The organism is Streptomyces sp. NBC_01006 (genome assembly GCF_045162725.1).
Classification (GTDB): Bacteria; Actinomycetota; Actinomycetes; order Streptomycetales; family Streptomycetaceae; genus Streptomyces.
In genome coordinates, this window is sequence record NZ_CP108700.1 from 4,079,293 (window position 1) to 4,091,782 (window position 12,490).

A 12,490-nucleotide genomic window follows, 5' to 3' on the forward strand; every position below is an offset into this window, starting at 1 on the left:
CGCGGCTCCGGGCTCAGCCTTCGGAGCCGAGGATCAGACCGGACGTCGGTACCCCCGTCCCTGCCGTGACCAGGGCACGGGCGGCGCCCGCCACCTGGTTCACGGAGGTGCCGCGCAGCTGGCGGACCGCCTCGGCGATGCCGTTCATGCCGTGCAGGTACGCCTCCCCGAGCTGGCCGCCGTGGGTGTTGAGCGGCAGCGCGTCCGCGGCCACGAAATCGGCGGCCTCGCCGGGCTTGCAGAAGCCGAACTCCTCCAGCTGCATCAAGACGAACGGGGTGAAGTGGTCGTAGAGGATGCCGACGTCGATGTCCGAGGGCCGCAGTCCGCTGGTCCGCCACAGCTGCCGGGCGACCACGTCCATCTCCGGCAGCCCGGTGAGGTCGTCGCGGTAGAAGGAGGTCATGGCCTCCTGGCGGCGGCCGGCGCCCTGCGCGGCTGCGGTGATCACGGCGGGCGCGTGGCGCAGGTCCCGGGCGCGCTCGGTGCTGGTGACGATCAGCGCCTGGCCGCCGTCCGTCTCCTGGCAGCAGTCCAGCAGCCGGAGCGGTTCGACGATCCAGCGCGAGGCGGCGTGGTCGGCGAGGGTGATGGGCTTGCCGTGGAAGTACGCGGCGGGGTTGTTCGCCGCGTGTCGGCGGTCGGTGACCGCGACATGGCCGAAGGCCTCGGGGGTCAGGTTGTAGGCGTGCAGATAGCGCTGGGCGGTCATGGCCACCCAGGAGGCCGGGGTCAGCAGCCCCCAGGGCAGCGACCAGCCGAGCGCCGCGCCCTCCGCCGAGGGCTCGCGCTGCTGGACGCCGGAACCGAAGCGACGGCCGGAGCGCTCGTTGAAGGCGCGGTAGCAGACCACGACCTCCGCGACCCCGGTGGCGACGGCGAGGGCGGCCTGCTGGACGGTGGCGCAGGCCGCGCCGCCGCCGTAGTGGATGCGGGAGAAGAAGGAGAGGTCCCCGATGCCGGCCGCCTGGGCCACGGTGATCTCGGGGCTGGTGTCCATGGTGAACGTGACCATGCCGTCGACGTCGGTGGGGGTCAGCCCGGCGTCGTCGAGGGCGGCGTGCACGGCTTCGACGGCGAGCCGCAGCTCGCTGCGGCCGGAGTCCTTGGAGAACTCGGTCGCGCCGATGCCGGCGATGGCGGCGCGCCCGCCGAGCGCGTCGCGGTGCCGGACGCTCATTCCACCACCTCCGCGGTGTCCGCGACCGTGGCCGTGACCGTGCCGGTGACGTGGTGGCCGATGCCGTTGGCGCCGACGACCCGGATCTCCACCCGGTCCCCATCGACGGCGACCACGGTGCCGGTCAGGACCATGGTGTCCCCGGGGTAGTTGGGGGCGCCGAGCCGGATGGCCACCTTGCGCAGGACGGCGCCCGGCCCCAGGCGGTCGGTGATGTACCGGCCGACCAGACCGTTGGTGGTCAGGATGTTCATGAAGATGTCCGGGGAGCCCTTCTCGCGCGCGAGCGAGGCGTCGTGGTGGACGTCCTGGTAGTCGCGCGAGGCGATCGCGCCCGCGACGATCAGTGTGCGCGTCACCGGTATCTCCAGCGGCGCCAGTGTGTCGCCGACGTTCATGCGTCGTCCCCCTCGGGTGCTGCGTGGTCGGACAGGAGCGCGCCCAGCTCGGCCAGCAGCTCGCTGCCGCAGCCCAGGTACGCGTCCAGCTGGCGCCCCCAGAGGAAGTGCCGGTGGACGGGATGGTCCAGGTCGGCGCCCATCCCGCCGTGCAGGTGCTGGCCCGCGTGCACGACCCGCGTGCCCGCCTCCGAGGCCCACCAGGCCGCGGTCAGGGCGTGCTCGCCCGCCGGAAGTCCCTCGTCGATCCGCCAGGCCGCCTCGTACGCGGTGACCCGGATCGCCTCGGTGTCCATGTAGGCGTCGGCCGCGCGCAGCATGACCCCCTGGTTCGTGGAGAGCGGCCGGCCGAACTGCTCGCGGGTGGAGGTGTACGCGACCGCACGGGCCAGGGAGCCCGCGCAGACCCCCGCCTGGAGCCCGGCGAAGGCGGTGCGGGCGGTGGCCAGGACCTCTTCGTAGGCCCGGCCGTCGCCGAGCCGTTCGGCCTCGGTCCCGGCCAGGGTGAGCCGCCCCGCCGACCAGGGGGCGGTGGTCTCCACCTCGGGCGTCCCGACGCCGGGTGCGTCCGTCCGTACGAGCCACAGGGTCCGGTCGGCGTCCGGAACCAGCACGTGGGTGGCATCGCGCAGCCAGGGCACGACGGGGGCGGTCCCGGTCAGCCGGCCGTCCGGCGAGGCGGTGATGCGGCCGCGGGCCGGAAAGGCGCCGGTGGCGACCGCCTCTCCCGAGCCCAGGGCGGGCAGCAGCCGGGCGCGCTGCTCAGCGCTGCCGTGCGCGGCGACGGGCAGGATCCCGTACGCGCAGGTGGCGGCATACGGGACCTGCGCGGTGGTGCGGCCCTGCTCCTCCAGCAGCAGCACCAGGCCGAGCAGGCCGACGTCCTCCACGGCGGCGGTCAGTCCGGCGGCGGTGAGGGCCTTCCACAGCTCGGCGTCGCTGCCGGTGCCGGCCGCGGCGAGGCGTTCGTGCGTGGCGAGATCGCGGAAGATCCGCGCGGCGAGGCCGGCCGCCGCGGCCTGCTCCTCGGTGGGGTGGAAGTCCATCAGCCCTCGCTCCCTCGGAAGACCGGCAGTTCCAGGTCCTCGTCGGCCCGCAGGAACTCCAGGTGCACGGGCATCCCGATGCGGACCTTGTCGTACGGGACGCCGGTGATGTTGCTGACCATCCGGACGCCCTCGGCGAGTTCGACGAGGGCTACCGCGTACGGCCCCACCACGGCAGCGGCATCTTCATGCGCGGTGAAGGCGGGGAAGGGCGGGTGGTGCATGACGACGTAGCTGAACACCGTGCCGGCGCCGGAGGCCTCGACGGTGTCCCAGTCCAGGCTCGCGCAGCCGTTGCAGCCGGGCAGCCAGGGGAAACGGAGGGTCCCGCAGGCGGTGCAGCGCTGGATCAGCAGCTTGTGGTCCGCGACCCCGTCCCAGAAGCCCTGGTTGTCGCGGTTGACCACCGGGCGGGGACGCCGGGCCGCGGGCTTCTTCTCGCGCGGGGCGGCGGGCGCGTACTTAAGGATCCGGAAGCGGTGGGTTCCGGCGAGTTCGCCGTCCGCGCGGACGTCCATGCGTGTGGTCACGAAGTGGCCGGTGCCCAGCTTGGTCGTCTTGCGCGGGGAGACTGACTCGATGACGGCGTCGTAGGTGACCGCGTCGCCGGGGCGCAGCGGTCGCAGGTACTCCTGCTCGCAGTCGGTGGCCACGACGGAGGTGCAGCCCGCGCCGTCGAGCAGGGCGAGGAGCTCGTCGTAGGCGGAGGAGCGGTCTCCGTGCCCGGAGAGCCCGCCCATCGTCCAGGCCTGGAGCATGGTGGGCGGGGCGATGGCGTCCGGGCCGGTGTAGGCGGGGTTGGCATCTCCCATCGCCTCGCACCAGTGGCGGATCATCGGCTGGTTGACGGGGTCCTTGCCCTGGCCCGCGGTGGCGGCGGGCCGCCCTTCGAAGGACGTGAGCAGTGCGTGGAACCGGGCGGCCTCCTCGGTGCCCGCTCCCGCGTCCGTACCCGCTGCCTGCTCCGGCGTGGCGGTCATCGCTTCCTTCCCTTCATGCCGAGCCGCATCATGGCGACGATCTCCCGCTGGACCTCGCTGACCCCGCCGCCGAAGGTGTTGATCTGCGCGGCCCGGTTCATCCGCTCCAGCTCGCCGCCGGCGAACGCCGCGGGCCCCCGTACGAGCGCCTCCTCGCCCACCACCTCCTGGCACATCCGGTACACCTCGACGGTGGACTCGGTGCCGAGGAACTTCACCCCGCTGGCGTCGCCGGGGGCCAGGGTGCCGGCGCCCACGTCCTGGACGAGGCGCCAGTTGAGGAGGCGTACGGCGGCCAGCCGGGCGTGGGCCTCGGCGAGCCGGGACTGCACCCACAGCCGGTCGGCGGGGCGCTCACCGGTGGCCGGATCGGGGGTGCGGGCGTGGCGCAGCGCGCTCGTGTAGAAGTCCTCGGCCTGCATGCCGATGGCGGCGAGGGCCACGCGCTCGTGGTTGAGCTGGTTGGTGATCAGCCCCCAGCCGCCGTGCTCGGGGCCGACGAGGTTCCCGGCGGGCACGCGGAGCCCGTCGTAGTACGTCGACGTGGTCGTGAGACCGCCGACCGTGTCGATCGGGGTCCACGAGAAGCCGGGGGCGTCGGTGGGCACCAGGATGATCGAGATGCCCTTGTGCTTGGGGGCGTCGGTATCGGTGCGGCAGGCGAGCCAGATCCAGTCGGCGTTCTGGGCGTTGGAGGTGAAGATCTTCTGCCCGTCGACGAGCCAGTCGGCTCCGTCGCGTACGGCGCGGGTGCGCAGCGAGGCCAGGTCGGTGCCCGCCTCGGGCTCCGAGTAGCCGATGGCGAACACGATCTCGCCGCTGAGGATCCGGGGGAGGAAGTAGCCCTTCTGCTCCGCGGTCCCGTACTTCATCAGGGTCGGGCCGACGGTGTTGAGGGTGACCATGGAGACGGGGGCGCCGGCCCGGTAGGCCTCGTCGAAGAACACGAACTGCTCGTCGGGGCCGCGTCCTTGGCCGCCGTACTCGACGGGCCAGCCGAGGCCGAGCAGTCCGTCGGCGCCGATGCGGCGTAGCAGTGCGCGTTGGCCGGCGGGGTCCTCGGGGGGCCCGTCCGGCAGCAGATCGTGGAAGTACTCCCGCAGTTCGGCACGGAGCCGCAACTGGCCTTCGGTCGGGGCGAGGTGCACGGCGCTGGCCTCCCGGCATCACATCATCGAGTGAACCTGACTGTCCGTCAGATTCACTGTGGATGTCAAGGTCGGGAGAGTCCGGGAGGGGCTGCGCACGGACGCGCGAGGGCGCCTGCCCCACCGGACCCCAGCCGGTCCGGTGGCACAGGCGCCCTCAAGACTCAGAGGACCCGGGGAGCGTCTACCACCAGGGGTGGAAGTTGAGCGCGACGTTGCCCTGCTGGATCGCCGTGAAGGCCGAGCCGTTGACCTGCGCGGTGTTGTTCTGGTTGGACGCACCGGAGCCGGTGGCCACCTGCTGGGAAGTCGACGAGTTACCGCTGTTGTTCCCGCCGACACCGCTGCCGATGATGCTGGCGACACTCGCATTCGATCCGTCGTTCGCGAAGGAGCCGTTGTCGGCCGAGGCCACGCCACCGAAGAGAGCAACGGCGAGGGGGAGAGCGGCGACGGCGGCGATGACGCGGGCGGTACGGATGCTTGCCATGTCTGAATCCTCCAGAAAAGCGAAGTGGGACTTGCTCCAAGGCAGTTGGCCGACCGCCTCGTTCGTTGCGTGGTGACGACGTCGCGACACCAGAGTTGCCCACCGAATCCCCGCCGAACCAGCCCGGAGTCCACGATTCCCCCGCAAGTATGAGCAACATCGGATAAACCTCAATCGCAGCCCAACGCCGCTGGTCAGCGCGCCGGAGGCCGCCGAAACCACCGCCAGATCTGAGCTGAAACGTTCCTTCAAACTCATGTACGCCGGACATGCCGAAAAGGGCCGCTCCGTCCGGGAACCCCACCGTCTCCCGGGCCTGCGACCCTGCAATGCCAGGCTTCACGCCCCCTGCACGCCCCCGGCGCCCGCCGGGGCCATCCCACCGTGCCCCACTCCGGGGGCACACCTCCGGCGCGATCCGCGGCCGCGACCTGCCGACCGGGCTCCAGCGCCTGCTGCTGCCGTTACTGGTCTCTACCGCCTACTGCCTACCGCCTACCGCCTACTGCGCGTAGCGCACGACGCCGTACGGGCGCTACGCGACCAGGTCGAGCTCTTCGCGGCCGACTCCGGCGGTGCTCCCGGCCAGGGACGCGGCGGCGGTGGTCGAGCGGCGGACGGACGGGGCCTTGCCGTGCGCCTCGGCGTGGATCCGCTGCTTGATGGTCGGCGGGAGCGAACCGCCCCGCATCATCGCCCGCCAGCTCCGCCGGCCCATCGGCCGGGCCGTCCGGCGTACGGCCACGGCCGCACGGCGGGAGGGGGCGGGAGCGGAGGCGGTGGAGGCGGCGGCCGGCGCGGCCTTGGCGCCGAACCCGAGGGAGGCGAGGAGCGCGACGACGACGGCGACGACAGCGGTCCAGATCGACGTGACGGTGATGCGGTGAGCCATGACGAGGTCCTTCGTTTCGCGATGTTCCGACGGGCGGATCTGCATACATTCGTCATGATGTGGTCGCAACCGCAGCGCCCCCACCACCCGCGCCGATCTTCCGACAAACACCACTCAAAGGGCCTAGCGAGCGTCTTGCGCCTACCGTGGCGGCATGGACACCACCCTGGAACTCGTGCCCTGGGCAGAAGGCGACTTCTGGCTGCTGCTGCGCAAGAACGAGCCCGTCATGACCGAACATCTCGGTGGCCCGGAGACCGAAGCCAAGCTCAAGGACCGCCATCAGCGGTACCTGGCGCTCAGCGCCCGCGAGCCGGCGGCCGGACGGGTGTTCCGGATCGTCGCCGAAGGCGAGAGCGTGGGCACGATCGCCTTCTGGGAGCGCGTATGGAAGGACGAGAAGGTCTACGAGACCGGTTGGGGCATCCTCCCCGAGTTCCAGGGCCGCGGCCTCGCAGCGAAGGCGGCCCGCGCGCTCATCGCCCACGCGGCCGCGCACGGCACGCGCCGCCACCTGCACGCCTTCCCGTCCGCCGAACACGGGGCGTCCAACGCCGTCTGCCGCACGGCCGGCTTCGTACTGCTCGGCGAGACCCGCTTCGAGTACCCGCCCGGCCAGTGGCACATGAGCAACGACTGGCGGGCTGTGCTGCCGGGGTGAAACAGGCCGTATGACGAAGGGGCGCCCCTGGTGAGGGGCGCCCCTTCTGATCAGCGCGTTCGCTGAGCTGGCGGTGGGTGTGGGATTTGAACCCACGGTGACATCGCTGCCACGACGGTTTTCAAGACCGTTCCCTTAGGCCGCTCGGGCAACCCACCTGGCCGGTACAGAGTACCGGCAGGTGGGGGGCGGCTGGGTCAGGAATTCTGGGCCTTGTCGTAGGCTGCTTTCGCCTCGTTGCCGAAGTACGGGCCGAACATCCGGTTCGGCAGGAACGTGTAGCCGAAGCTGTTCACCGAGACCTGGGTGCCCAGACCCGTGGCCTCGTCGAAGTCCTGGAACCAGGGGCCGCCGCTGGAGCCGCCGGTCATGTTGCAGCCCAGGCTGTGGTCCTTGGTCAGCAGGAAGTCCTTGCCGGTGTTCCCGCTGCAGTAGACCAGCTTGGTGCCGTCGTACGGGGCGGCCGCCGGGAACCCGAAGGAGTACATCTTCTTGTTGTAGCCGCCGTTGAACAGGATCCCCTGGGCTCCGACGACCTGGCTGAGCTTCTGGCCGTTCAGCGGGGCCACGACGGCGAGGCCGACGTCCATGTTCATGTCCTCGCTGGCAGCCCACTGGTCCGTCGCGAAGGTCTTCGTGGCCGACCACTGCCCGTAGGGCGCGTTCCCATTCTCGTACGCGGGTACGAAGATCCAGTTGGTGTGCCAGGCGCCCTGGTACTTCACGCAGTGGCCGGCGGTGATGACCGTGCTGCCGTTGGCGCTGGTGATCGAGTCGCCGGAGCAGGACGCCGTGCGGTCGCCGAAGGTGAAGAAGACCCGGCCCGAGGTCTTGACCACCCCCCCGCCGCCCGTCCACGCGCCGCCCGCCTGCGGGAACGACGTCGGGGAGGCCGCTGCGGCGGATGCCGCCGTCGGGGCGACCACCGTGGGCCCGGCGGCGGCCGCGGCCGGCGCCCGCCCGGTCCCCGGCGCCGCCGTCACGTCCAGCGGGGTGGCGCCGCGCATCCGTTCGGCGGTCCAGAAGCCCTGGGTGTGCTGCGGCTTGAACGAGGCCGGGGAGTCGGCTGCTGCCGAAGGGGCGGCCGCCGTCAGCGCGCCCGCGATCAGGGCGCCCGCCGCCATGAGGACCGATGCTGCCGTGCGATGACGATTCACGCAGGACTCCTTCTGCCGTGCCCGGTCCCGTCGGAACGGGCAGGGTGGGGGTGAAGAGCTGTCGGTGCGGATCGGCCGCAGGGTCGCACGTGCGGCACGAGAAGTCAGGAGACGGTCAGAACGTTCGGTCGGTTCCGGCCAGGAATTGGCCAACTCCCTTCGATGGACCACAGGAGCGCACCCGCTGGCGTCATACCGTCAGCAGCACGCCCGCGTACGAGACCCCGGCCACCACCAGCCAGGCCCCGAGCCCCAGCACCGCGGCCCGCCCGCCGGTCCGGGCCAGCCGGGGGAGGTCCACCGCGCTGCCCAGCCCGAACAGGGCCGCCGCCAGCAGAAGTTCCTGCGCCGTGTGTGCCCAGTCGAGTGCCGCGTCGGGCAGCACCCCGGTGGCGCGCAGCCCGGCCGCGGCCAGGAACCCGACCACGAACAGCGGGACCGGCGCCGGGCGGCGTCCCGAGGGCATGCGCACGCCCTGCCGGCGCGCCCGTACGGAGAAGGCCACCGCGGCCACCAGCGGAGCCAGCAGGGCCACCCGCATCAGCTTGACCAGGACGGCCTCGCCGAGCGCGCCCGGGCCCGCGGTCTGGGCGGTGGCCACTACCTGGCCGACGTCGTGGACGCTCGCGCCGACCCAGCGCCCGAAGGCCGGGTCCGAGAGCCCCAACGGGCCCTGGAGGAGAGGGAGGACCGCGATGGCCAGGGTCCCGCACAGGGTCACCAGCGCCACCGACGCGGCCACGTCCTCCTCGTCGCTGCCCGACACCTGGCTCACCGCGCCGATGGCCGAGGCCCCGCAGATCGAGTACCCGGTGGCGATCAGCAGTGGCTGGTCGCCCGGGAGCCCGAGCCGGCGGCCCAGCCAGAGGGTGCCGAAGAAGGTGGCGGCGACCACCGCGGCCACCATCGCCACCGTGGCCCAGCCCAGCCGGAGCACCTGGTCCAGACCCAGGCCGAGGCCCAGCAGGACGATGCCGATCCGCATCAGCCGTCGACCCGCCAGCGAGAGACCCGGGCGGGCTGCTCCGCGTACGACCTCGCGTATGCCCGGGAGGTGGGCCACCGCGATGCCGAGCACCACCGACGCGGTCAGCATGGGCACTGCGGGCACCAGTCGGTGCACGCCCCACGCCACCAGCACTCCGGCCGCCGCCATCCCCAACCCCGGCCAGGACGAGGATGTTTCACGTGAAACATGCCCGGCACCTTCGGCGTCCGCCCCGCGTACGGGGCGGTTGAGCAGCGCCATCAGTCTGTGGGAAGCGTGTAGACGCGGCGGACGCTGCTGCCCAGGCGGATGACATCGGCTCCGTAGACGTGCAGGGATATCGCCGTGGTGCGACAGGAGTTGTAGACCTTGTGGATATCGCCGGGCGGGGCGAATCCGCAGACTTCACCCGGGCCGTTGACCACGTGCTCGGTCGCCACCAGCCGGGCGCAGGTGTCCCCCGTCGCGGGGGCCAGCCGGTAGCGGAGCTCGCTCTCCTCGCCCTCGTGCACCCCGGCCACGCACCAGGAGACGTGGTCGTGGATGGCGGTCTCCTGACCGGGCATCCACACCAGCGCGACCACCGAGAAGCTGCCGTCCGGCTCGGCGTGCAGGACGTGCTGCCGGTACCGGTCGGGGTCCCCCTCCCGCTGCTCGGGAGTGAGCAGATCGGGCGTGCCCAGGTGCGGGGCGACGCGCTCGCCGACGAGGTAGGCGGTCAGGTCCGGGGCCAGCCCCCGGTCCACGACCGTACGGATCTCACTGACGAGGGCGGCCATCCTCGCGGTCGTACGGGCCGGCGTGGTGGTGGTCATATGGGCAGCGTCGAACAGCCAACCCATCACGTCCAACGACAGTTCTCACCTGAAATCCCAAGCACTGCTTATGAATTCGGAGAAGAGACCGCCCGGCGGTCAGCAGCCGACGCGGTTCGAAGCCACCTGCTTGAGCGCGTTGAGGACCACGGAGGTCGCCGGGATGCGCAGATGATCGCGGTAGACGTACGCGGCGATGTGCCGGCGGGCGGCGGGCTGGAGCGGCCGCCCGCACACCTTGCTCAGGGAGAGGGAGGGCAGCACGAGCGCGGGCATCATCGCCACGCCGAGCCCTTGTCCGACCATGCTCTGCACGACCAGGTTGTCGTCCGTGGCGAACCGGATGTCGGGCACGAAGCCCAGCTCGGCGCACTCGTGCAGCAGGTTCGCCCGGCAGCGCGGGCAGCCGGCGATCCACCGCTCCTCCGCGAGGTCGGCCAGGTGCACGGCCCGCCGCCGGGCCAGCGGGTGCCCGGTCGGGAGCAGCACGGTCAGCTGGTCCTCCAGGAGCCGGACCTCGGCGACCTCCTCCGGGATCTCCTCGTGGAGCCCGGGATAGGTGAAGGCCAGGGTGATGTCACACTCCCCGCGCTCCAGCCGGCGCAGCGACTCCGGGGGCTCCCCCTCCAACAGCTCGACCTGGATGCCCGGATGGTCCTTGGCCAGGTCACTCAGGGCCTCGGGGACCAGGGTGACGTTGGCGCTGGGGAAACCGCAGAGCCGGACCCGCCCGGTGCGCAGGCGGGCGTACGCCTTGAGCTGCGCCTCGGCGGCGGAGAGACTGCCGAGGATGGACTCGGCGTGCCGGGCCATGGACTCGCCGGCCTCGGTGAGCTGCATCTTGCGGCCGACCCGGGTGAAGAGCGGGGTGCCGACGGCGCGTTCCAGCGCCTTCATCTGCTGGGTGATCGCGGGCTGGGTGTACCCCAGAGCACGGGCGGCCGCCGAGTAGGACCCGGAGGCGACCACCTCGTGGAAAGTGCGTATGTGCCGCGAATCGAACACATGGGAAGCATAAGCGGACGTTGGGAGGGGCCGTAGGCGTATTCGCGCCCACGGCCCCTCTCCATCAAGCCAGCGATCCCGGTCCCTCGCGTACCGGGGCAGCCGTTGGCCGTCGTTACTTGTCGCCGACCCGAGAGCCGAGGGTGATGTCGACGGTGTTCGGCTTGCCGTCGCGCAGGTAGGTCAGCTTCACCACGTCGCCCGGCTTGTGGGTCCAGATCTCGCTGATGAGGGTCGGCCCGCTGTCGATCGGCTTGTCGCCGAACCGGGTGATGACATCGCCGGGCTTGAGGCCCGCCTTGCCGGCCGGACCGTTGGGGTCGACCAGGTCGTTGGCGGGCGCGCCCTGCTCGGAGATCTTGGCGCCGTCGGTCTTGGACTGGAGGTCCACGGAGACGGAGATGATCGGGTAGACCGGCTTGCCGGTCTTGATCAGCGACTCGGCGACGTTCTTCGCCTGGTTGATCGGGATGGCGAAACCGAGGCCGATGGACCCGGCCTGGCCGCCGCCGAAGCCGCCGTTGCCGGCCGACTGGATGGCGGAGTTGATGCCGATGACCGCGCCGCGCCCGTCGAGCAGCGGACCGCCGGAGTTGCCGGGGTTGATCGAGGCGTCCGTCTGGAGCGCGCTCATGTACGAGTTCTTGCTGCCGGAGCCGTCGCCGGAGGCCACCGGGCGGTTCTTGGCGCTGACGATGCCGGTGGTGACCGTGTTGGACAGGCCGAAGGGGGCGCCGATCGCGATGGTCGAGTCGCCGACCGCGACCTTGTCGGAGTCGCCGAGCGCCAGCGGCTTGAGGCCGGACGGCGGGTTCTTCAGCTTGAGCACGGCCACGTCGTAGCCCTGGGCCCGGCCGATGACCTCGGCCTCGTACTTCTTGCCGTCGGAGAAGGTCGCGGACAGCTTGCCGCCGTTCGCGGCGGAGGCCACCACGTGGTTGTTGGTGAGGATGTGGCCCTGCTGGTCGTAGACGAAGCCGGTGCCGGTACCGCCCTCACCGTCGCCGGCCGAGGCCTCGATGGTGACGACGCTGGGCAGCGCGCCCGCGGCCAGGCCCGCGATCGAGCCGGCCTCCCGCTTGAGGTCCTTGGGGGTGTTGCCCGCGGTGACCGTGGTCGAGCCGACGCCGTTCTCGCTGCGCTCGGCGGCCCAGAAGCCGATGCCGCCGCCGACGCCGCCGGCGAGGAGGGCCGCCACGAGCACGGCGGCGATCATGCCGCCCTTGCCCTTCGGCTTGGCCGGCGGGAAGCCGTCGGCGGTCGGGGGCACACCCCAGGTTCCGCCGTCGTGGCCGCCGCCCGAGCCGTATGCCGGGACCGCCGGCGGCGGGGGCGGCCAGCCCTCGGCGCCGTGAGCGGCCGGGGCCGGGGCCTGCGGCGCGGGAGCCTGGGCGTAGCCCGGGGCCGGTGCGGGGGCCGGGGTGGGCGGGATCTGCTGGGTCGGCTCCGTGCCGGGCGCGGGCGTCGGCGGGATCTGCTGGGTGACCGGCTCCGCCGCCGGGGCCTCCGCGGCCGGTGCGGGTGCAGGCGTCTCGGGGGCAGGAGCGGCCACCGGGGGTGCGGACGGGGCCGCGGGGGGCGTCGGGGCCGCGGTGCCCTCGTTCTCGGTGCTCACAGCGCTCTTCTCCTCGTCACACACGGCTTCAGAAAAACTGGCGATTCGGCCCGACTGAACGTTCGACGTGCCGCACAAGTTCCTGGGAAAAGCCTTCCCCATGACCCGTCAGAGC

13 protein-coding genes and 1 tRNA gene are annotated in these 12,490 nt (G+C 71.9%); 1 reads left to right on the forward strand and 13 read right to left on the reverse strand.

Annotation, left to right across the window (positions count from 1 at the left end):
• Positions 1-13 precede the first annotated feature (13 nt).
• The 7 genes from OG509_RS18635 to OG509_RS18665 form a co-directional block, all read right to left on the reverse strand.
• Entirely contained in the window at positions 14-1,180 is a 1,167-nt protein-coding gene (locus OG509_RS18635) for a lipid-transfer protein (RefSeq protein WP_406183605.1), read from the reverse strand.
• The gene (locus tag OG509_RS18640; RefSeq protein WP_406183606.1) at positions 1,177-1,578 is read right to left on the reverse strand and encodes a MaoC family dehydratase; all 402 of its coding nucleotides are present in this window, start codon (positions 1,576-1,578) and stop codon (positions 1,177-1,179) included. Before OG509_RS18640 ends, OG509_RS18635 begins: the two co-directional genes overlap by 4 nt.
• Positions 1,575-2,624, reverse strand: a complete 1,050-nt coding sequence (locus tag OG509_RS18645) for an acyl-CoA dehydrogenase family protein (protein WP_406183607.1) — start codon at positions 2,622-2,624, stop codon at positions 1,575-1,577. The genes OG509_RS18640 and OG509_RS18645 overlap by 4 nt, the downstream gene beginning before the upstream one ends.
• Positions 2,624-3,604 (reverse strand): bifunctional MaoC family dehydratase N-terminal/OB-fold nucleic acid binding domain-containing protein, encoded by a 981-nt coding sequence (locus tag OG509_RS18650; protein ID WP_406183608.1) that lies wholly within the window; start codon positions 3,602-3,604, stop codon positions 2,624-2,626. The genes OG509_RS18645 and OG509_RS18650 overlap by 1 nt, the downstream gene beginning before the upstream one ends.
• Positions 3,601-4,752, reverse strand: coding sequence for an acyl-CoA dehydrogenase family protein (locus OG509_RS18655; RefSeq protein WP_406183609.1), 1,152 nt, complete (start codon positions 4,750-4,752; stop codon positions 3,601-3,603). Before OG509_RS18655 ends, OG509_RS18650 begins: the two co-directional genes overlap by 4 nt.
• Positions 4,753-4,936: 184 nt before the next feature.
• The gene (locus OG509_RS18660) at positions 4,937-5,242 is read right to left on the reverse strand and encodes a hypothetical protein (protein ID WP_406183610.1); all 306 of its coding nucleotides are present in this window, start codon (positions 5,240-5,242) and stop codon (positions 4,937-4,939) included.
• Positions 5,243-5,777: 535 nt separating this feature from the next.
• Complete coding sequence (locus OG509_RS18665) at positions 5,778-6,134, reverse strand: DUF6344 domain-containing protein (RefSeq protein WP_406183611.1); 357 nt, start codon at positions 6,132-6,134, stop codon at positions 5,778-5,780.
• A gap of 154 nt (positions 6,135-6,288) precedes the next feature.
• Here OG509_RS18665 and OG509_RS18670 point away from each other — a divergent pair, with 154 nt between their 5' ends.
• The gene (locus tag OG509_RS18670) at positions 6,289-6,795 is read left to right on the forward strand and encodes a GNAT family N-acetyltransferase (RefSeq protein ID WP_406183612.1); all 507 of its coding nucleotides are present in this window, start codon (positions 6,289-6,291) and stop codon (positions 6,793-6,795) included.
• A gap of 68 nt (positions 6,796-6,863) precedes the next feature.
• Here the strand turns inward: OG509_RS18670 and OG509_RS18675 are convergent.
• From OG509_RS18675 to OG509_RS18700, 6 genes are all read right to left on the reverse strand, one after another.
• Positions 6,864-6,953 (reverse strand) — tRNA-Ser (locus OG509_RS18675).
• A gap of 39 nt (positions 6,954-6,992) precedes the next feature.
• Positions 6,993-7,952 (reverse strand): trypsin-like serine peptidase, encoded by a 960-nt coding sequence (locus OG509_RS18680; RefSeq protein WP_406183613.1) that lies wholly within the window; start codon positions 7,950-7,952, stop codon positions 6,993-6,995.
• Between the two features lie 190 nt (positions 7,953-8,142).
• On the reverse strand, positions 8,143-9,201 hold the full coding sequence (locus OG509_RS18685; protein WP_406183614.1) for a YeiH family protein: 1,059 nt from the start codon (positions 9,199-9,201) through the stop codon (positions 8,143-8,145).
• On the reverse strand, positions 9,201-9,755 hold the full coding sequence (locus OG509_RS18690) for a cysteine dioxygenase (protein WP_406183615.1): 555 nt from the start codon (positions 9,753-9,755) through the stop codon (positions 9,201-9,203). Before OG509_RS18690 ends, OG509_RS18685 begins: the two co-directional genes overlap by 1 nt.
• 99 nt (positions 9,756-9,854) lie before the next feature.
• Positions 9,855-10,760, reverse strand: a complete 906-nt coding sequence (locus OG509_RS18695; RefSeq protein WP_389009180.1) for a LysR family transcriptional regulator — start codon at positions 10,758-10,760, stop codon at positions 9,855-9,857.
• 115 nt (positions 10,761-10,875) lie between these two features.
• Positions 10,876-12,375: a S1C family serine protease gene (locus OG509_RS18700; protein ID WP_406183616.1), complete on the reverse strand. Its 1,500-nt coding sequence runs from the start codon at positions 12,373-12,375 to the stop codon at positions 10,876-10,878.
• Between the last annotated feature and the right edge of the window lie 115 nt (positions 12,376-12,490).